We start from the raw sequence: 17,841 nt of genomic DNA, 5'->3' as shown, positions 1-17,841 counted from the left end.
CCGTCAGTCGAGGCCGGCGGCGTGGACGAGCAGCGCGACCTGCGTCCGGTTCTCCAGGCCGAGCTTGAGCAGCACGTTCGACACGTGGGCCTTGACCGTCGGGACGCTGAGGAACAGCGCGGCGGCGATCTCGGCGTTCGCCGCGCCGCGGCCCAGCTCGACGGCGACGTCCCGCTCGCGGCCGGTGAGCGCGTCGAGCGCCGCCCGCGCGCGGTCGCGCTCGCCGCCCGCGTCCGCGACCGAGCTCATGAGGCGCCGCGCGATCTCCGGCGAGAGCACCGGCTCGCCCGCCGCCGCCGCGCGGACCGCTGCCACGATCCGCTCGGGCGGCATGTCCTTGAGCAGGTAGCCCGACGCCCCGGCGTGCAGGGCCCCGACGACCTCCTCGTCGCTGTCGAACGTCGTGAGCACGACGACGGCGGGTGCGCCCGCCCGCGCCCGTACCCGCCGCGTGGCCTCGATCCCGTCGACCCGGGGCATCCGCAGGTCCATGAGCACGACGTCGGTCGGGTGCGCGTCGAGCACGGCCGTGACCTCGGCCCCGTCCGCGGCCTCGCCGACCACCTCGATGCCGTGGGCGCCGTCGAGCATGAGCCGCAGGCCGGCGCGGACGAGCGCGTCGTCGTCGACGATCACGAGCCGGGTCCGTGGCACGCCGCGCGCGTCCCCTCCGTCGTCGTGCTGCCCGTTCCCGCGCGCACCGGCGGCGCGTCCACCCTGGTCGCTCACGCGTCCCACGGTAGCCGGACATCGAGGACGAACCCGTCGTCCCGCGCGCCGGCGTCGAGGGTCCCGCCGAGCAGGTCGACACGCTCGCGCAGCCCGACGAGCCCGGTTCCGGTCCCCTCTTCGACGGCCCCTCCCACTGCCCCTCCCACGGCGCCGCCGACCGCGACGAGGCGCGGGCCGCCGTCGGACACCGTGACGCGCACCTCGCCCGCCCGGGCCGCGACCCGCAGGGCGACGGGGCTGCCCGGCGCGTGCCGGCGGGCGTTCGTCAGCCCCTCCTGCGCGACGCGGTAGGCCGCGACCTCGACGGTCCGCGGCACGTCCACGGACCCCGATCGCTCGTAGGTGACGTCGCCGCCCGCCTCGCGCGCCTCGGCGACGAGGCGGTCGACGTCGTCGAGCGTGGGCTGGGGTGCCGGGGCGCCCCCGTCGACGTCGTCGGGGTCGGCACGCAGCACCCGCACGACGTCGCGCAGGTCGCCGAGCGCGGAGCTCACCCCGGCCCGGACGAGGCCCGCGGCCCGGGCGAGCTGCGCCGGGTCGGCGTCGGGGCGGTACTCGAGCGCCCCGGCCGTCGCGGCGAGGAGCGAGAGCCGGTGGGCGAGGGTGTCGTGCATCTCGCGGGCGATCCGCGTGCGCTCCGCGACCCGGGCCTCGGCGACGCGGCGCTCCTGCTCGCGCTCGGCACGCCGGGCGCGGTCGCGCAACGACCACATGAGCTGGGCCCGCGCCTGCCAGTACATGCCCCAGCCGAGCAGGGCGGCGTGCACCGCGAGGTCGCACAGGAGCCACCAGCCGAGCGGCAGGGCCTGCGGCCGCCACAGCGCCTGCACGGCGTGGCCCAGGAACCCGGCGACCGCGACCGGGACCGCGGTGCGCGCCGGGTACCAGCGCGCGACCTGCAGGGTCGCGACCGTCGAGGCGGGTGTCGCCGCGCCGGAGTACGCGGCGAGCGACGCGAGGACCAGGGCGCCGAGCACGGGGGCGTTGCGCGGGGACCGCGACCACAGCAGCGGCAGCGCCGCGAGGGCGAGGACCGCGACGAGGACGTCGAGCCAGGTGCCCGCGCCGGGCGCGTCCTGACCGACGATCCCGGCGGTCGCGAGCGCGGTGAGCGCCGCGACGGCGACCCACGCGACGGCGAACGTCCACCAGGGGACGAGCGGGCGGTTCCCGTCACGGCGGGCGGCGGCCGTCGCGAGGACGGGGCGTCGCGCGAGCGGGGGGCAGTCGGTCGGTGTGGTCATGCTCCGGACGCTAGGGGGCGGCGCGGCGGGCGACCACCGACCAAGGTCGGGGGTCACGGTCCGGCGGGAGGGTCGGGGACCGACGGGGGTCGGGACGGCCGTCGACGTCCGGCCGGTGCGGCCGACGCCGTGCGACCGCGAACGTGGGGGACGTCGGCACCCCGCCGACCGCGGCCCCGGTCGCGAGAGCCACGCGGCACCGTCGCGTGACGAAGGAGGAGTGTCATGTCCACGACGCCGACCACCACGTACCGCACCTCGGACGTCCCTCGCCGCGGCGCGTCCGCCGCGCCGGCACGTTCGACGGTCCCCGGGGCCGCACCGGCCCGGCGCCGCGTCCCCCGCTGGTCCGTCCCGCTCGTCGCCGCGGTCGTGGCCGCGGCGGTGCTGCTCGTCGGGACGGCGCTCGGCGTCGACCCGGAGGTGCGCACCGCGACCGGCACCCAGACCGTCGGGGTCGTGGCCGCGGCCGTCACGGCGCTCGTCGTCGGGTACGCCGCGTGGGGCGTGCGCGCCCTGCTCGGCCGGCTGTCCGCCCGTCGGCCCCGCCGGGGCGAGATCGCCTGGCTCGTGACGTGCGCCGTCGTGCTGCTCGTCTCGCTCCTGGGCCCCCTCGGGGCGGTGACGCCCGAAGCGGTGGCGCTCCTCGCCGCCGAGCACCTCGCCGTCGGCCTGACCCTCACGCTGGCCCTCCGCCGCTGACCCCACCCCTCGGGATCAGCCGAGCACGACGTTGCTGCCGTTATCCGCCGGATAACGACAGCAACGTCGTGCTCGACCGCGCGCGAGGTCGTGCTCGGCGGGACGATGAGTTCGCGCGGGTGCGACGGTCTGCCCCGTCGTCTCGTCCTCGACCGGAAGGCCATCCCATGACCGCGACGCTCGTGTCCACGCTGTTCCTCTCGCTCGACGGCGTCGCCGAGGTCGACCCGGCGTGGCACTTCCCGTACTTCGACGACAACATGGCGGCCGCCGTCGACGAGGACTACCAGGACGTCGACGCGCTCCTCCTCGGTCGGGTGACCTACGACAGCTTCGCGGGCGCGTGGCCCGAGCGGGAGACCGCCGGGGGCGAGGACGCGTCGTTCGCCGCGCGGCTCGGCGACATGCGCAAGGTCGTCGCGACGCGCGGCGACCAGGACCTCGGGTGGCGGCACGTCGAGCGGCTCGACGGCGACCTCGTCGACGCCGTCCGTGCCCTCAAGGAGGAGCCGGGCCTGGGCAAGGTGCTCGTCGCCGGGTCGATCTCGGTGGTGCGCCAGCTCCTCGCCGCCGGTCTGCTCGACGAGCTGCGGCTCCTCGTCCATCCCGTCGCGGCCCGCACGGGCGAGCGGCTCTTCGACGAGGGCGAGCCGTACTACCCGCTCACGCTCCTGCGGTCCGAGACGTTCCCGACGGGCGTCGTGCGCCTGGTCTACGCGCCCGCCGAGCCCCCGGCGGAGGTCACCTACGACGACGTCGCGGACAAGGTGCCGTCCGGCGACGCCTGACGCGCGACCGCCACCACGGCGACGTCGTCCTCGCGGCCGGGGTCGTCGAACGCGGCGACGAGGCGGTCGCACAGGACGGCGGGGCCGACGCCCGCGTTCTCGGAGGCGACCCGCGCCAACCGGTCGAGGGCGTCGACGAGCGACCCGCCGCGCCGCTCGACGAGCCCGTCCGTCACGAGCACCAGGAGGTCGCCCGGCCGCAGGACGTCGTGGTGGGCCGGGCGGTCGTCGGGGCTGGCCACCCCGAGGAGCCGCGAGCCGGACTTCGCCCGGTCGACGGTGCCGTCGGCCCGGACGAGGAACGCGGGCAGGTGCCCGGCGTCGGTGAGCTCCAGCGCGCCGGAGGCCGGGTCGAGCACGCACACGCACACCGTGGCGAACTCGGGGTGGTCGTCGCGCAGCGCCGCGTTGAGCAGGTCGAGCGCCGTGGCGGCGTCGTGCCCCTCGCGCAGGTACGCGCGGAGCGTCATGCGCACCTCGGCCATCACGGTCGCGGCGCGCAGGGAGTGACCCTGCACGTCGCCGATGACCACGGCGACGCGCCCGTCCGGGAGGTCGAAGGCGTCGTAGAAGTCGCCGCCGACGTCGAGGCGCGCGTCCGACGCCTCGTACCGTGCCGCCACCTCCACCTCGCCCTGCACGCGGAGGCTCGCCGGCAGGAACGCGCTCTGGAGCGCGAGGGCGATGCGGTGCTCCTCGGTGAACGTCCGCAGGTTCGCGAGCGCGACCGTCGCCGCCTCCGCGAAACGACCCGCGGCCTCGTGCTCCTCGGCGGACAGCGGCTCGGCACCGACCTCGATGCCGAGCCCGCCGACGAGCGCGCCCGCGGCGTCGACGAGCCAGAAGGTGAACCACGCCGACGGCCCCACCCCGGCCTCGGCCAGGAGCGGCCGCCACGGAGCGGGCACCTCGTCCGGCCCGAACAGCGCAGACGTCGCGCCCGTCGGCGGCAGGACCGCCGTCGGCCCCCGGCCACGGACGAGCGCGGCGCCCTCCGTCGAGCACACGGAGCGCAGCACGACACCGGCCTCGGCGACGACCATCGAGACGACCGCGCGGCCGAGGACCGCGCACGCGCCGCGTGCCGCGTGGTCGGCGACGGCCTCCGGCGACCGGGCCTCGTGGAGCGGGACGAGCGCGTCCGTGAGCGCCTCGAGCCGCCGCGCCGTGCGGCCCGCGCCGCGCTGTGCGTCCACGCGCCGGCACAGGGCGCTGATGGTCGCCAGGAACTCGTCGCGGTCGAGCGGCTCCGGCAGGTAGGCGTCCGCCCCGCCCTCGAGGCCGGCGGTGCGCGCCGCGGCGTCGACGTCGGTCGCGGACACGTGCAGGACGGGCACGTGGGCCGTCGCCGGGTCGGCCTTGAGCCGGCTGCACACCTCCCGGCCCGGGATGTCCGGGAGGTTGACGTCGAGGACGACCGCGTCGACGTGCGCCGACGCCCGGGCCAGCGCCTCGCTCCCGGTCCCGGCCTCGACGACGTCGAACCCGGCGCGGCGGAGCCAGCTCGCCATGACGTAGCGGTGCGCGGGCGTGTCGTCGACCACGAGCACGGTGCGTTCGGCGCTCATCGGGCGCTCACCTCCCGGCGCAGGGTCGCGACGAGGCGGTCGCGGTCGATGCCCGACTTCGCGAGGAACGGTGCGTCGCCGATCCCCGCGGGGGCGGGCGCGCTCGACATGAGCACCGTCGCCGTCGCGGGGTAGAGGCTCTGGATCGTCGACCGGAGGGTCACCCCGTCCGTCCCCGGGAGGCACACGTCGAGGAGCGCGACGTCGGCCGCGCCGTCGTGCAGGAGGGCCAGGGCGTGGGACGCGTCGTGCGCGACGCTGACCCGCGCCGCGTCGTCGCGGAGCATCGAGGAGACGACCGAGGCGTAGGCCCGGTCGTCGTCGACGACGAGCACGTGCCCGAGGTCGTGGTCCGCCTCGGCGGGCTCGGGTCGCGGGTCCGGCGCGACCGCCTCGTCGACGGACAGCGACGGGAGCCGCAGCGTGAACACGCTCCCCTCCCCGGGGCGCGACGTCGCCACGAGCGTCCCCCCGAGCGCCTCGGAGGTCCGGCGCGCGTAGGGCAGCCCGAGGCCCGTGCCCCGCACGGTCGGCTGGAGGCGGTTGGGGACCTGGACGAACTCCTCGAACACGGCGTCGAGCTGGTCCGCCGGGATGCCGAGGCCGGTGTCGTGGACGTCGAACCGCACGACCTCCCCGTCGGCCTCCGCCCGGAGCACGACCTCGCCGTGGTCCGTGAACTTCACCGCGTTCGTGAGGAGGTTGCGCAGCACGCGGGACAGGAGCCGGCGGTCGGTGACGAGCGTGAGCCCGGGTTCCACGACCGTCCGCAGCGCGACGCCGGTTCGCACGACGGGAAGGGTCGTCCCGCGCAGCTCGTCGAGCAGCTCCGCCACGTCCACCGGCCTGGGCGCGACGTCCTCGTGCCCGGCCTCGGCGCGCGCGAGGTCGAGCAGCTCGTCGACGAGGGTGAGGAGCGTCGCGGCGCTCTCCCGGAGGAACCCCACCTGCTGGGTCTGCTCGCCGTCGAGGTGGGAGTCGACGAGCAGCGAGGTCAGCCCGAGGATCGAGTTCACGGGCGAGCGGAGCTCGTGGCTCACGTTGCGCAGGAAGCGCGTCTTCGCCTCGTTCGCGGCGGCGAGCTCGCGACCGCGCTCGTCGAGCTCGGCGTAGAGCGCGACGACGCCCGTGTTGGTCTCCTCGAGCTCCGAGGAGAGCTGGTCGTACATCGCGAGGACGCCCCGGTTCGTCTCCTCCAGCTCCACGTTGAGGCGCCGCTGCTCCTCCTGCTGGCGCGTGAGCTCGTCGAGGGTGCGCACCAGCTCCGCGTTCTGGACGCGCAGCTCGTCGACCGCGTCGGCCACGTGCGCGGCCGCGGTGGACCGCCGCACGGCCGCGAGCGTCACCTCGTCGGTGCGCGCGGTCGCGGGGAGCGCCTTGGTGAGCAGGACGCGGGTCCCGGTCGGGTCGACCTCGAGGCCGCGGACGAGCCGGCGCGCCGCGGGGACGCCGCCGTCGCTCGAGTCGCCCTCGACGAGGAACGGCGTGCCCGCCACGATCTCGGCGCGCAGGGTCGCCTGGGGGAGCCCGGGCAGGACCCCGACGACGACGTCGGCGGTGCCGGAGGCGACGGCGGACCGGCCGATCTCCGACAGCGCGGTCGCGACGCGCACCTGGTCCTGCGTGTCCAGGCCGAGCTGCCGGCAGATCTCCCGACCCGCCCGGCGCAGCGCGATGACGTCGGAGTCGGAGCGGAGCTGGGTGACGAGGAGCGTCGTGCTCATGCGGCCCCCCGGCCGATCGGGAGCACCGCCACGCACGAGTCGTCCCGGCGCACCGCGTGGTCGCGCAGGACGACGCCGGCGACGACGAGCGGCGAGCGGGTCGCGAGACCCGGGTAGTCGGCGAGGGACCACCGGTCGGTCAGCCCGTCGCTGTGCATCACGACGACGTCCCCGGCCTCGACCGGGTAGGTGGTCTCGCGCAGCGGGCGTCCCCGGGTGCCGGCGATGCCGGGATAGCTGACGAGCCCGCGCGTCCGCGTGCCGTGGACGGTCCCGGCGATGTTGCCCAGGCCCGCGTACCGCAGCACGCCGCCGCCGGCCACCTGGGCGACGGAGACCGCGGCGCCGCGCGTGCCGCCGAGCGCCGCGTGCACGCGCTCGAGGAGGGCGACGGCCGACCCGGCCGGCGCGTCGAGGAACGCGCGCACGGCGGCGCCCGACGCCGCGGCGGCGAGCGGCCCGTGCCCCAGGCCGTCGGCGACGAGGAGGCTCGGGACGCCGTCGTCGTGGCGCACCGCGAGCGCGTCCCCGCACACCGACTGGCCCGTCATCGGCCGCGTGATGCCCGTGGGCTCGGCGAGCCCGACCACCGCCCCGTGCGCGGCGAACGTCGCCGCGATGACCGTCCCGCGCCCCGGCGACGTCCACGCGTCCCACGACGACGCGAGCCGCGGGAGCGTGCCCAGGCCGATGCCGAGCGTGCCGCGGCTCGAGACGCCGTCGCGCATGGCGGCGCCGATGTCCCGCATGCCCGGGCCCGAGTCCACCGCGAGCACCTCGAGCGCGGTGTCGTCGCCGGTGCGTCGCACGCGGACCAGCATCGAGCCGGACCCGGCGTGGCGGCACTGGTTGGTCGCGAGCTCCGAGACCACGAGCCCGATCTCGGCCGCGCGGTCGTCGTCGAGGCCGAGGCTCCGGGCCACGGTGCTCGCGCCGCGGCGCACGCTCCCGACCGCCGACGGGTGGTCCACGGTGTACCAGGTGCCGTCCTCGACGATGCTGCGGCGTTCGTCGGGTCGGGCGGGGACCGGGCTCATCGGGACCAGGTGGCGATCTCGACGCGGGTGCCCGCGCCCGGTGCCGTGTCGATCGCGAAGTGCTGGACGAGGCGGCGCGAGCCCGACAGCCCCAGGCCGAGCCCGCTCCCGCTGGTCCAGCCGTCCGTGAGCGCGAGGTCGAGGTCCGGGATGCCCGGCCCCTCGTCCGAGAACACGGCGCGCACGCCGGTCCGCGGGCCCTCGGTGACGAGCTGGACCTCGGCCTCGCCGCCCCCGCCGTAGACGAGCGTGTTGCGGGCGAGCTCGCTGGCCGCGGTGACGAGCTTGGTCTGGTCGACGAGCGACAGGCGCGCCTGCTGCGCGAGCGTCCGGACGAGCTGGCGGACCCGGACGACGTCGGAGTCCGTGCGCACGGGCACGCGCTCGGCCGTCGACGTCGGCGGGGTCGTCGTCGTCATCTCTCCTCGCGCTCGGCGGCCGCGAGGAGCACGTCCTCGGCGGACCGCTCCTCGGGCGCGAGGAGTGCGAGGCCGCGCTCGACGTCGAGTGCCGTGCGGACGTCGCCGAGCGACAGCCCGAGCTCGACCATCGTGATCGCGACGGCGGGGCGCATCCCGACGACGACGGTCGTCGCGTCGAGCACGTGGGAGATCCCCGCGACCGACGCGAGCATGCGGCCGATGAAGGAGTCGACGATCTCCAGCCCGGAGATGTCGATGATCACGCCGCGCGCTCCGGTGTCCGTGATCCGCTGGGCGAGGTCCTCCTGGAGCCGCAGGGCGGTGTCGTCCTGGAGGTCGACCTGGATCGAGACGAGGAGCGTGGAGCCGATCTTGAGGATGGGGACGGCGTCGGTCATGCCGGGAGCCCGGTCCGCCGGGTGTCGCGGCCCGCGCGCAGCGCGTCGACGAGCGCGTCCGCGAGGGTCGCGCGCGTGCGGATGTCGCCGAACTCGATGCCGAGCGCGACGATCGTCTGGGCGATCTGCGGACGGATGCCGCTGATCGTGCACTCGGCGCCCATGAGGCGCGCCGCGACGACCGTCTTGAGCAGGTGCTGCGCGACCTGGGTGTCGACCGCGGGGACACCGGTGATGTCGATGATCGCGTGCTCGCTGCCCGTGTCGACGAGCGTGTTGAGCAGCTTCTCCATGACGACCTGGGTGCGCGCCGAGTCGAGCGTGCCGACCAGCGGCACCGCGACGATGCCCTCCCAGAGCTTCACCACAGGGGTGGAGAGCTCGAGGAGCTGCTCGGCCTGCTCGGCGATGATCGCCTCGCGCGCCGCGGCGAAGGTCTCGAACGTGAAGAGACCGAGCTGGTCGACCAGGCGCAGGAGCGGGGTGACGTCCGTGCCGGCGTCCGTCACCGCGGCGAGCCGGTACAGGCCCTCCTTGAGCGCGAACACGCCGATCGCCGTCTCGCGCGGGGTGAACCCGAGGCGGGCGCGCGCGGAGGAGACGTCGGCCAGGATGCCGCGGAGCTGGTCGAACGCGGCGTCGGACAGGCTGACGCCGCCCGAGCGCAGGCCGTCGAGGAGCGTGTCGAGGATCTCGCCCTGCTCCCGCTCGAGCTCGCCGCGCGACGTGCGGCCGTGCAGCTCGTGCGCGGCGGCCTCGAGCCAGGCGCTGCGCACGTCGTCGGCGTGCTCCGTCAGGAGGTGGGCAAGGGTCTCGGGTGTGGCGGCGTCGGCCATCGGTGTCCTTCCGGGGTTGAACGACGCCGAACGGGCTCGCGGCTGTCGCGCGGTCAGTGTACGTGCGGCTCGTGCGCACGCAGCCCGGCACCGGGGAAGGAGAACGGGGCCGCGGTGCAAGGTGCCGCGAGGCCGCGACACGACCAGGGCACGAGGTGGAGGGCGCGACCTACGACCATCGTCGAGGTGCCCGCGACGCCGGACGACGGTGGCGTCGGCGAGGCGGCCGCCTGAGCACGACCCTGCGCGCCCGCGAGAACGACCTTGGTGTCGTTATCCGACGGATAACGACACCAAGGTCGTGTTCGGCGCGGAAGGGTGGGTCAGTTGCGCAGGTCGAGGTAGCGGTCGATGAGGGCCGCCGTCGACGGGTCCTGGGCGGCGAGGGCGTCCTCGTCGCCCGCGACGGCGGGCGCGATCTCGAGCGCGAGCTTCTTGCCGAGCTCGACGCCCCACTGGTCGAAGCTGTCGATGCCCCACACGACGCCCTGCACGAACGTGATGTGCTCGTAGAGCGCGATGAGCTGGCCCAGGACCGACGGCGTGAGGGCGGGCGCGAGGATCGACGTCGTCGGGCGGTTGCCCGGGAACGTCCGCGCGGACACCAGCTCCTCGGCCGTCCCCTCGGCGCGGACCTCGTCCGCCGTCTTGCCGAAGGCGAGCGCCTTGGTCTGGGCGAAGAAGTTCGCGAGGAACAGCCCGTGGACGTCCGCGCCGGGCTGGACGGCGCCGCCGTCGCCGACCTCGTCCGTCAGCGGGTGCGCCGGGTTCGCGACGGCGATGAAGTCCGCCGGGATGAGGCGCGTGCCCTGGTGGATGAGCTGGTAGAACGCGTGCTGGCCGTTGGTGCCGGGCTCGCCCCAGAAGATCTCGCCCGTCTCGGTCGTCACGGGCGAGCCGTCCCAGCGCACGCGCTTGCCGTTGGACTCCATGGTGAGCTGCTGGAGGTAGGCCGGGAACCGGTGCAGGTACTGCGCGTACGGGAGCACGGCGTGCGTGTGCGCGTCGAGGAAGTTGACGTACCAGACGTTGAGCAGCCCCATGAGGACCGGGACGTTGCGCTCGAACGGCGTGCGGCGCACGTGCTCGTCGATCGCGTGGAAGCCCGCGAGCAGCTCGGCGAACCGGTCCGGGCCGATCGCGATCGCGAGCGACGTGCCGATCGCGGAGTCGACCGAGTAGCGCCCGCCGACCCAGTCCCAGAACCCGAACGCGTTCGCCGGGTCGATGCCGAACGCCGCGACCTTGTCGAGCGCGGTCGAGACCGCGACGAAGTGCTGCGCGACGGCGGCCTGCCGCGCCTCGTCGGTGTCGTCGAGCGCGCCCACCGCAGCGAGCTCCGTCCACAGCCAGTCCCGCGCGAGGCGCGCGTTCGTCAGGGTCTCGAGCGTGCCGAACGTCTTCGACGCGACGATGAACAGCGTGGTGCGCGGGTCGAGGCCCGCCGTCTTCTCCGCGACGTCCGTCGGGTCGATGTTCGAGACGAACCGGACCTCGATGTCCTCGTGCTTGTACGGCAGCAGCGCCTCGTACGCCATGACGGGGCCCAGGTCGGAGCCGCCGATGCCGATGTTCACGACCGTGCGCACGCGCTCGCCCGTGACGCCCGTCCACTCGCCCGAGCGGACCTTGTCCGCGAACGCGTAGACCTTCGCGAGCTCCGCGTGCACGTCCGCGTCGACGTCCTGCCCGTCGACGACGAGGTGCTCGTCGTCGCCCAGCGGGGTCGGCCGGCGCAGGGCCGTGTGCAGGACGGCGCGGTCCTCGGTGACGTTGATGTGCTCGCCCGTGAACATCGCCTCGAGGCGGTCGTCGAGGCGGACCTCCTCGGCGAGACGTACGAGCAGCTCGAGCGTCTCGTCCGTGACGAGGTTCTTCGACAGGTCGACCGTGAGGTCGGCGGCCTGGTGCGTGAGGCGGCGGGCGCGGTCCGGGTCGGCCGCGAACCAGGTGCGCAGGTCCGGCTCGACGGTGTCGCGGTGGACGGTGAGCGCGGTCCAGGACGGCGTGGTGGTGGGGTCGATCGGCGGCGGCACGGGCTGCGAGGTCATGACCACCAAACTACTGACCGACGTCGTCGCACGCCCACCCCGACCGTCCCGCGGTCCATGGTCCGGTGGCCTCACGAACGGCCGCCGTCGGTCCCTGGACCCGGCCCGGGCGGGCGTGGGTGGTCCGCGCGACGATGGTGGGCGTGCGCCGTGGGGCGCGCACCGTGCGGCGACGGCGCCGCCGGGCCACCGACGGATACCGGAGGAGGGGACCATGGCCGAGGTCGTGCTGTTCCACCACGTGCAGGGGCTGACCGAGGGCGTTCGGACGATCGCGGAGTCGCTGCGCGGGGCGGGGAACGTCGTGCACACGCCGGACCTGTTCGAGGGGCGCACGTTCGCGACCCTCGACGAGGGCATGGCGCACGTCCAGGAGCTCGGGTTCGGCACCGTCCTGGAGCGCGGGCGGGCCGTCGCCGACGGCTACGACGCGGGCGTCGTCTACGCGGGGATCTCGCTCGGCGTGCTCCCCGCGCAGATGCTCGCCCAGACGCGCGCCGGCGCGAAGGGCGCGGTGCTGCTCGAGGCGTGTGTGCCGGTCTCGGAGTTCGGCGAGGCGTGGCCCGACGCCGTGCCCGTGCAGGTGCACGGGATGGACGGCGACCCGTCGTTCGCGGGCGAGGGCGACCTCGACGCCGCGCGCGAGCTCGTGGACTCCACGCCCGACGCGGAGCTGTTCGTCTACCCCGGCGACCGGCACCTGTTCACCGACCCGAGCCTGCCGTCGTACGAGCCGGAGGCCGCCGCGCTCGTCACCGAGCGGGTGATCCGCTTCCTCGACGGCATCCGCTGAGCGGCAGACGGCGCGGCGGCCTCCGGGTCAGGGGGTCGCGCCGGGCTCACGGCCGGGCTGCGGACCCGGCTCGGGTCCCGGTGGTGCGTCCAGCACGAGCTGCCACTCCGCGTCGACGCTCGCGGGCGCGAACCCGAGCGCGACGTTGATGGCGAGCATGTGCGCGTTCTCCTGCGCGTTCCACGTGTGCACGCGGCGCGAGGACGGGCGTGCGCGCGCGAGCTCGTCGAGCACGGCGACCTTGACGAGCATCCCGAGGCTGCGGCCGCGGTGCTCGCGCAGCACGAGCGTGTCCTCCTGGAACACGACCTCCGGGCGGTCGTGCGGGTACGCGACCATCGAGAACGCCGCGAGCGTGCCCGACGCCGCGTGCTCGGCGGCCGCGATGACGTAGCCCTGGCCGCGGGCGTGGATCTCCCGGGACGCCGTCCGGACGCGCTCGGCGTCCCACGGGTCCTCGGCGAGGTCCAGGCCGCCGCTCGGCGCGTCGGTGCTCATGCGCGTCTCGAGCGTGGCGAACTGGTCGATCCACTCCTCGGGGACCTCGTCCGTCCACACGTGCACGCGGTAGCCGTCGGCACGCTCCGTCGCCGTCGCCCGCAGCGGGTCGAGCACGTCGGGCGCGACCGGGAGGTCGAGCACGGAGTGGCGCAGGACCTGCTCGAGCGTGAACCCGCGCCGCAGCGCGAAGACGGTCGCTTCGTCGTGCGCCGGGACCCGTCCGCTGCCCGTCGGCGCCTCGAGCGCGTCCGGGCCGGGCGGCGGCTCGGGCGCGAACGACGAGTCGGACAGGACGACCCGCCGCCCCTCCGTCCGCGCGACCTCCAGCGCCGCGTCCCACAGCGCCGCGCCCACGCCACGACGCCGGTGGTCGGGGTCCACGCCCACGTACACGACCGCCACGTGCGTGTTGCCCTGCTGCGGCAGGGCCACCATCGACCGCCCGACGACGTCCTCGGGCCGCGGCGTCGTGCCGTGCGGGGCGTCGTCAAGCACGGCGACCCAGCGCAGCACGCGGCGGTAGCCGGTGCTCGCCATCGAGCCCGCGACGGTGGCCGCGTCCAGGGCCAGGTCGGTGTGGCCGTAGATCGCGCGGTCGATCGCGTCGCCCACGCGGACCGTGCCGTGCACGCCCCAGGCGTCCGGCGCGTCGAGGCTCGCCGGGACGGCGACGGGCTCGACGCGCACGCGCGGGCCGACCGCCGTCGGGGGTGCGGGGCGGGTCGTGGGCCCTGTCTGCGGTGCGGTCACTCGCCGTCCTCCGGGGTCGTCCTGCGCTGCCACGCGGCCCACACGCCCGCGGGCCGGAACCCGAGGGCGACATTGATCGCGAGCATGTGGTCGTTCTCCTGCGCGTTCCAGGTGTGGACGCGCCGGGTCGTGGGGCGCTCGTCGGCGAGCGCGTCGAGGTTGGCCACCTTGACGAGCATCCCGAGGCGGCGCCCGCGGTGCTCGCGGAGCACGAGCGTGTCCTCCTGGAACGCGAAGTCGTCGCGGTCGCGCGGGTACGCGAAGACGGTGAACGCGGCGAGCGCCCCGGTCGGCGCGTGCTCGGCGGCGCTCACGAGGAACCCGTTCCGCTTCTCGGCCTGCTCACCGACCCACGTGCGCACACGACGGGCGTCCCACGGGTCCTCGCCGTACTCGACGCCTCCCGTCGGCGCGTCGGTGCTCATGCGGGTGAACAGCACGGCCACCTGGTCGAGCCAGGCGTCGGGGACCTCGTCCGTCCAGGTGTGCACCCGGTAGTCAGGACCTGCGTGCTCCGACGCGGCGCCGCGGTGCGTGTCGAGGGCCTCCGAGGCCACCGGGAGGTCGAGCACCGAGTGTCGCTCGACCTGCTCCAGGACGTACCCGCGGGCCTGCAGGAAGCGTGGACCGGGCGCGTCGGCCGGGACGCGGCCCGCGCCGGTCGTCGCCTCGATCGCGCCCGGGCCCGGCGCGGGTTCCTCGCCGTGAGCCGTGTCGGAGAAGAGCACGGTGCGCCCCGCGTCGAGGTTGAGGTGCTCGCCCAGCGAGAGCAGCGCCGTCCCGATGCCGCGTCCGCGCTCGCCCGGGCGGACGAACGGGTACGCCTCGCCCAGGTGCTCGTTGCTCGTGGTCGGGCGCGACACGAAGAGGTGCGCGACGACGTCGGGCACCGCGGGCGGGACGCCGTCGGCGACCAGGGCCCCGGCGGCCGCGGAACGCACGACGACGAAGCGGCGCTTGGCCGCGTACTCCTGGTGGTCCATCCCCGAGAGCACGTCACGCGGTCGCAGCGCGAGGTCGTCGTAGCCGTGGACCTCCAGCTCGAGCTCGCGCCCGATGTCCGCCACGGCTCGGTACGCCCACGCGTCGGCGTCGTCGAGCGACGTGGGGTGCGGGGCCTCGACGAGCGCGAACCCCGGCGGGAGGGGCACCTCGAGGGCGGTGCGGGCGACGCTGCTCATGCCGTCCAGCGTGTCCCGCGCCGGCGGACGATGTCCACGCCTTTTGGTGGCACCTGGGCGGCTTGGTGGCACCTGGGCGGTGCGGTGGGGCCCACAGCGGCCCGTCGTCGTCCTCGGCGGCGGGTCGGGAGGCGTCGCGGGAGACGGGGTCGGGTGACGACGGCCGGCACGACGACGGCCGGCACGACGACGGCCGGGACGACGACGGCCCGGGCTCCCGCAGGAGCCCGGGCCGGGTGCGCCGTCGGCCGCGGCGATCGTCCGACGTCGACGTGCGCGGCCTGCTGGCGCGCTACTTGCGCGCCGAGCGGCCCGCGATCGCACCCCAGACGAGCAGCACGAGCAGCGAGCCGACGAAAGCCCAGAACCACGTGGTGAGCGAGAAGAACTCGTCGTTCGCGTTCGCGCCGAACAGCGCGCCGCCGATCCACCCGCCGAGGAGCGCTCCGAGCACGCCGACGACCAGCGTGACGATCCAGCCCCCCGCTGCCTTGCCCGGCAGGATGGCGCGTGCGATCGCGCCCATGATGAGGCCGATGAGGATCCACCCGATGAAGCTCATCCCTGTCTCCGTTCTCTGGGGGACGAAACGGCCATACAGTGAAACTGCCCCGTATGCCTGACCTCACGGTGGCACGAGGCGTCGTGGCTCGCACGCCGGGGTGTCGCGCTCAGGGTCCGCTCGCGGTCTGCTCACGGACTGCTCGTGCTCTGCCCTGGTCGCTAGGCTCGGGGCATGGCGACGACCGAGGCGACGAGCGCGCGCGTCGACAGCTGGCTCTGGGCCGTCCGGGCGTTCAAGAGCCGCTCGCAGGCGACCGCCGCGGTCAAGGCCGGGCACGTGCGGGTCAACGGCGAGCGTGCGAAGCCGGCGACGAGCGTCAAGGTGGGCGACCGCGTCGTCGTCCGCGGCGGCCCGGCAGAACGGATCCTCGTCGTGGAGAAGGTGCTGGTGAAGCGCGTCTCCGCCCCGCTCGCCGCGCAGGCCGTGATCGACCAGAGCCCGCCCCCGCCCCCCAAGGAGCTCGCCGTCCGCGTCGCCGTCCGCGAGCGCGGCGCCGGCCGCCCGACGAAGCGCGAGCGCCGCGACCTCGACCGCCTCCGGGGCCGCGGCTGACGCTGGTCCGCCGAGCGCTGCGTCTGCGGTCGAGGGATGCGTTCACGGACGCAGCGCTCGCACACAGACGCAGCACTCGCACACAGACGCAGCACTCGAGTGGCGCCCGCGAGCGGTCGCGGGAGTCGTCCTGTGCTCAGTGCAGGTCAGGGCGCGCGACGCGCACCGTCCTGAGGGCGGGGACGATCCGCCGGACGCGGTCGGCGACCTGCTGCTCGCTGCGCAGGTCAGGCGTGGTGACCCGCAGGACCCGCCAGCCCTCTTCCTCGATCGCCTCCTGCCGGCGCTTCTCCCGGTACAGCACTCTCGCCGGGTCGCCACCGGCGAGCTCGCCGTACTTGACGAAGCCGTCGAACTCGACGAGGAGCCGCCACTCGTCCCAGCCCATGTCCGCCCGGAAGTCGCCGAGGCGCGTGGGGACGACGACCTGCGTCCGGGGTGCCGGGAGGCCGTGGCGCAGGATCGCGTACCGCGTGACCGACTCTCCGGGGCTCTCCGCGCCGGGATCAGCGACTGCGAGCACCGCCCGGGCTCGCACCGCGCCACGGCTGCGCGCTTCGCGCGACCTGTGCCTCAGGTCCTCGGGGTCTGCTCCCCGTCGCAGCGCCGCGTCGGCGACGACGAGTCCCTCCCGCGCCGGGAGGGCCCTCGCGCAGTCGAGCACGGTGCGTTCGAGCGTGGTCACGGGCAGGCCGGAGACCTCGGTGAGCTCGTCCGGTGCGACGGTGACGCGGTGGCGGACCAGGTCGGACGCCGCACCGCGGCCCGGGACGTAACGCTGCACGACGTGCACGTGGGCGGGTGCGCGCCAGAGGGGCAGCCCCCAGACGAGCGCCGCGGTCGGCCCGTAGAGGCAGAAGCGACCGTCGAGCTGGCGCGCGACGGCCTGGATGCGCGCCGTGGCGAGACGATGCTCCGCTCGGGCGGGCGGAAGAGACCGGCTCGGGTCGGCGCCGAGCAGGTAGGCACCGCGGCGAAGCCGGAACGCGGTGCCCGCGTCGAGGGCGGCGAGGATCTGAGGGCGTGGGACCTCCGCCGCGAGGACCGTGCGCGGGAGCGGCTCTGATGCTGTCACGTGCGGAACGATGGCAGCGTCGCCGCGTCGGTGACGCCCGTCGCACTCACGCCTGTGGACAGGATGATCCTGTGGTCGGCGCAGGCAGCCGGAGACGGGCGGGAGCGAGCCCGAGGCGAGTGATGCGTCAGCGGCCGACGGATGCGTTCGTGGACGCATCCGTCGGCCGCTGACGCAGCGTTCGGTGGGTCAGGTCAGCAGGCGCCGAGGTCCTTCCAGACGCCCCACTGGCCGCTCTGGGCGGGGTTCTCGCCCGTCGTCCACCACTTGGCCTGGTAGTTGCGGCCGTCGTGGGAGACGTTCGCGCCGCCGAGGTACACGCCGCCCGCGGTCCAGGCCGGCGCGGTGCAGTTGCCGGGCTCGGGGTCGGTGGGCTCGGGGTCCGGGTCGCCCGGGTCCGTGCCGCCGGCGCCGATCTTGAGGTCGACGCAGTTGTAGAACGCGTTCACCGTGTTCGACACGTTCCAGCGCGCGAGGATCGTGTGGTTGCCCTCGGGCAGGCCGGTCAGCGTGTGGGAGATGTTGCTCGGGGGCTGTGCGCCGCCCTGGTTGAACGTCTTGAACAGCACGCCGTCGACGAAGTACTCCCACGTGCTCGTGTTGTGCGCCGCGGTGAGGTTCCACTGGAACGTCACCGACGTGCCGGTCTGCGTGCGGGGCCACGGCTTGCTCGTGTCGTCGAGGATGCTGAAGCCGCTGCCGCCGGAACACTTCATCGAGCCCTTGGGGGCCTCGACGGACTGCGGCTCGTACTTGATGCCGCCGCAGTCGAAGGACGTGGTGCCCTTCGCGCAGTGGTCCTGCCGGCTCGGCGGGGACGTGATCCAGCCGTGCGCGCTCGCGCTGGGTGCGATGGCCACGGGGGCGATGATCGCGACCGCGCCGACGACGGCCGCCAGGAGTACCGCTCTCAGTCTTCGCA

18 protein-coding genes are annotated in these 17,841 nt (G+C 75.0%); 4 read left to right on the top strand and 14 right to left on the bottom strand.

Translation table 11 applies throughout. The features are described 5' to 3' along the window. Nucleotides 1–3 precede the first annotated feature (3 nt). Together JOE63_RS19855 and JOE63_RS19850 are read right to left on the bottom strand one after the other, a co-directional pair. Complete coding sequence (locus JOE63_RS19855; RefSeq protein ID WP_307840256.1) at nt 4–729, bottom strand: response regulator transcription factor; 726 nt, start codon at nt 727–729, stop codon at nt 4–6. Beyond that, complete coding sequence (locus JOE63_RS19850) at nt 726–1,976, bottom strand: sensor histidine kinase (RefSeq protein ID WP_204543158.1); 1,251 nt, start codon at nt 1,974–1,976, stop codon at nt 726–728. Before JOE63_RS19850 ends, JOE63_RS19855 begins: the two co-directional genes overlap by 4 nt. 225 nt (nt 1,977–2,201) lie before the next feature. Here JOE63_RS19850 and JOE63_RS19845 point away from each other — a divergent pair, with 225 nt between their 5' ends. Both JOE63_RS19845 and JOE63_RS19840 read left to right on the top strand, forming a co-directional pair. Beyond that, entirely contained in the window at nt 2,202–2,678 is a 477-nt protein-coding gene (locus JOE63_RS19845) for a DUF6069 family protein (protein WP_204543157.1), read from the top strand. Nucleotides 2,679–2,845: 167 nt separating this feature from the next. Next, nucleotides 2,846–3,466: a dihydrofolate reductase family protein gene (locus JOE63_RS19840; protein ID WP_204543156.1), complete on the top strand. Its 621-nt coding sequence runs from the start codon at nt 2,846–2,848 to the stop codon at nt 3,464–3,466. On the opposite strand, the gene JOE63_RS19835 is transcribed toward JOE63_RS19840, so the two are convergent. From JOE63_RS19835 to pgi, 7 genes are all read right to left on the bottom strand, one after another. Next, the gene (locus JOE63_RS19835) at nt 3,424–5,034 is read right to left on the bottom strand and encodes a fused response regulator/phosphatase (RefSeq protein WP_204543154.1); all 1,611 of its coding nucleotides are present in this window, start codon (nt 5,032–5,034) and stop codon (nt 3,424–3,426) included. The genes JOE63_RS19840 and JOE63_RS19835 overlap by 43 nt on opposite strands. Further along, complete coding sequence (locus tag JOE63_RS19830) at nt 5,031–6,758, bottom strand: ATP-binding protein (protein WP_204543152.1); 1,728 nt, start codon at nt 6,756–6,758, stop codon at nt 5,031–5,033. The genes JOE63_RS19835 and JOE63_RS19830 overlap by 4 nt, the downstream gene beginning before the upstream one ends. Then, nucleotides 6,755–7,795, bottom strand: coding sequence for an ATP-binding SpoIIE family protein phosphatase (locus JOE63_RS19825; RefSeq protein ID WP_204543150.1), 1,041 nt, complete (start codon nt 7,793–7,795; stop codon nt 6,755–6,757). The genes JOE63_RS19830 and JOE63_RS19825 overlap by 4 nt, the downstream gene beginning before the upstream one ends. Beyond that, nucleotides 7,792–8,214, bottom strand: coding sequence for an ATP-binding protein (locus JOE63_RS19820; RefSeq protein ID WP_087470053.1), 423 nt, complete (start codon nt 8,212–8,214; stop codon nt 7,792–7,794). Before JOE63_RS19820 ends, JOE63_RS19825 begins: the two co-directional genes overlap by 4 nt. Further along, the gene (locus tag JOE63_RS19815) at nt 8,211–8,615 is read right to left on the bottom strand and encodes an STAS domain-containing protein (RefSeq protein WP_047233648.1); all 405 of its coding nucleotides are present in this window, start codon (nt 8,613–8,615) and stop codon (nt 8,211–8,213) included. Before JOE63_RS19815 ends, JOE63_RS19820 begins: the two co-directional genes overlap by 4 nt. Next, nucleotides 8,612–9,451 (bottom strand): STAS domain-containing protein, encoded by an 840-nt coding sequence (locus JOE63_RS19810; RefSeq protein WP_204543148.1) that lies wholly within the window; start codon nt 9,449–9,451, stop codon nt 8,612–8,614. Before JOE63_RS19810 ends, JOE63_RS19815 begins: the two co-directional genes overlap by 4 nt. Before the next feature lie 323 nt (nt 9,452–9,774). Then, nucleotides 9,775–11,502 (bottom strand): glucose-6-phosphate isomerase, encoded by a 1,728-nt coding sequence (pgi, locus tag JOE63_RS19805; RefSeq protein ID WP_204543146.1) that lies wholly within the window; start codon nt 11,500–11,502, stop codon nt 9,775–9,777. Between the two features lie 214 nt (nt 11,503–11,716). Between pgi and JOE63_RS19800 the strand changes: the two genes are divergently transcribed. Beyond that, nucleotides 11,717–12,295 (top strand): dienelactone hydrolase family protein, encoded by a 579-nt coding sequence (locus JOE63_RS19800; protein WP_239576776.1) that lies wholly within the window; start codon nt 11,717–11,719, stop codon nt 12,293–12,295. A gap of 27 nt (nt 12,296–12,322) precedes the next feature. Here the strand turns inward: JOE63_RS19800 and JOE63_RS19795 are convergent, their stop codons facing one another. The 3 genes from JOE63_RS19795 to JOE63_RS19785 form a co-directional block, all read right to left on the bottom strand. Next, nucleotides 12,323–13,546, bottom strand: a complete 1,224-nt coding sequence (locus JOE63_RS19795) for a GNAT family N-acetyltransferase (protein WP_204543144.1) — start codon at nt 13,544–13,546, stop codon at nt 12,323–12,325. Beyond that, complete coding sequence (locus JOE63_RS19790; RefSeq protein ID WP_204543143.1) at nt 13,543–14,727, bottom strand: GNAT family N-acetyltransferase; 1,185 nt, start codon at nt 14,725–14,727, stop codon at nt 13,543–13,545. The genes JOE63_RS19795 and JOE63_RS19790 overlap by 4 nt, the downstream gene beginning before the upstream one ends. Nucleotides 14,728–15,019: 292 nt before the next feature. Beyond that, nucleotides 15,020–15,289, bottom strand: coding sequence for a GlsB/YeaQ/YmgE family stress response membrane protein (locus JOE63_RS19785; protein WP_087470048.1), 270 nt, complete (start codon nt 15,287–15,289; stop codon nt 15,020–15,022). A gap of 174 nt (nt 15,290–15,463) precedes the next feature. On the opposite strand from JOE63_RS19785, the gene JOE63_RS19780 reads away from it, so the two are divergent. Then, a complete protein-coding gene (locus tag JOE63_RS19780; protein WP_087470047.1) occupies nt 15,464–15,844 on the top strand; it encodes an RNA-binding S4 domain-containing protein in 381 nt (126 codons plus the stop codon). 136 nt (nt 15,845–15,980) lie between these two features. Here JOE63_RS19780 and JOE63_RS19775 read toward each other — a convergent pair whose 3' ends face one another. Beyond that, nucleotides 15,981–16,919, bottom strand: coding sequence for a hypothetical protein (locus JOE63_RS19775; RefSeq protein WP_204543142.1), 939 nt, complete (start codon nt 16,917–16,919; stop codon nt 15,981–15,983). 194 nt (nt 16,920–17,113) lie between these two features. After that, nucleotides 17,114–17,779 carry a lytic polysaccharide monooxygenase gene (locus JOE63_RS19770; protein ID WP_231581868.1) on the bottom strand — a complete coding sequence of 222 codons (666 nt, stop codon included), beginning with the start codon at nt 17,777–17,779 and terminating at the stop codon, nt 17,114–17,116. Nucleotides 17,780–17,841: the final 62 nt, after the last annotated feature.

The sequence above is a fragment of the Cellulosimicrobium cellulans genome (assembly GCF_016907755.1).
Taxonomy (GTDB): domain Bacteria; phylum Actinomycetota; class Actinomycetes; order Actinomycetales; family Cellulomonadaceae; genus Cellulosimicrobium; species Cellulosimicrobium cellulans_D.
The sequence above is the reverse complement of the archived record's forward strand: the minus strand, read 5'-3'. Positions and strand labels throughout refer to the sequence as shown.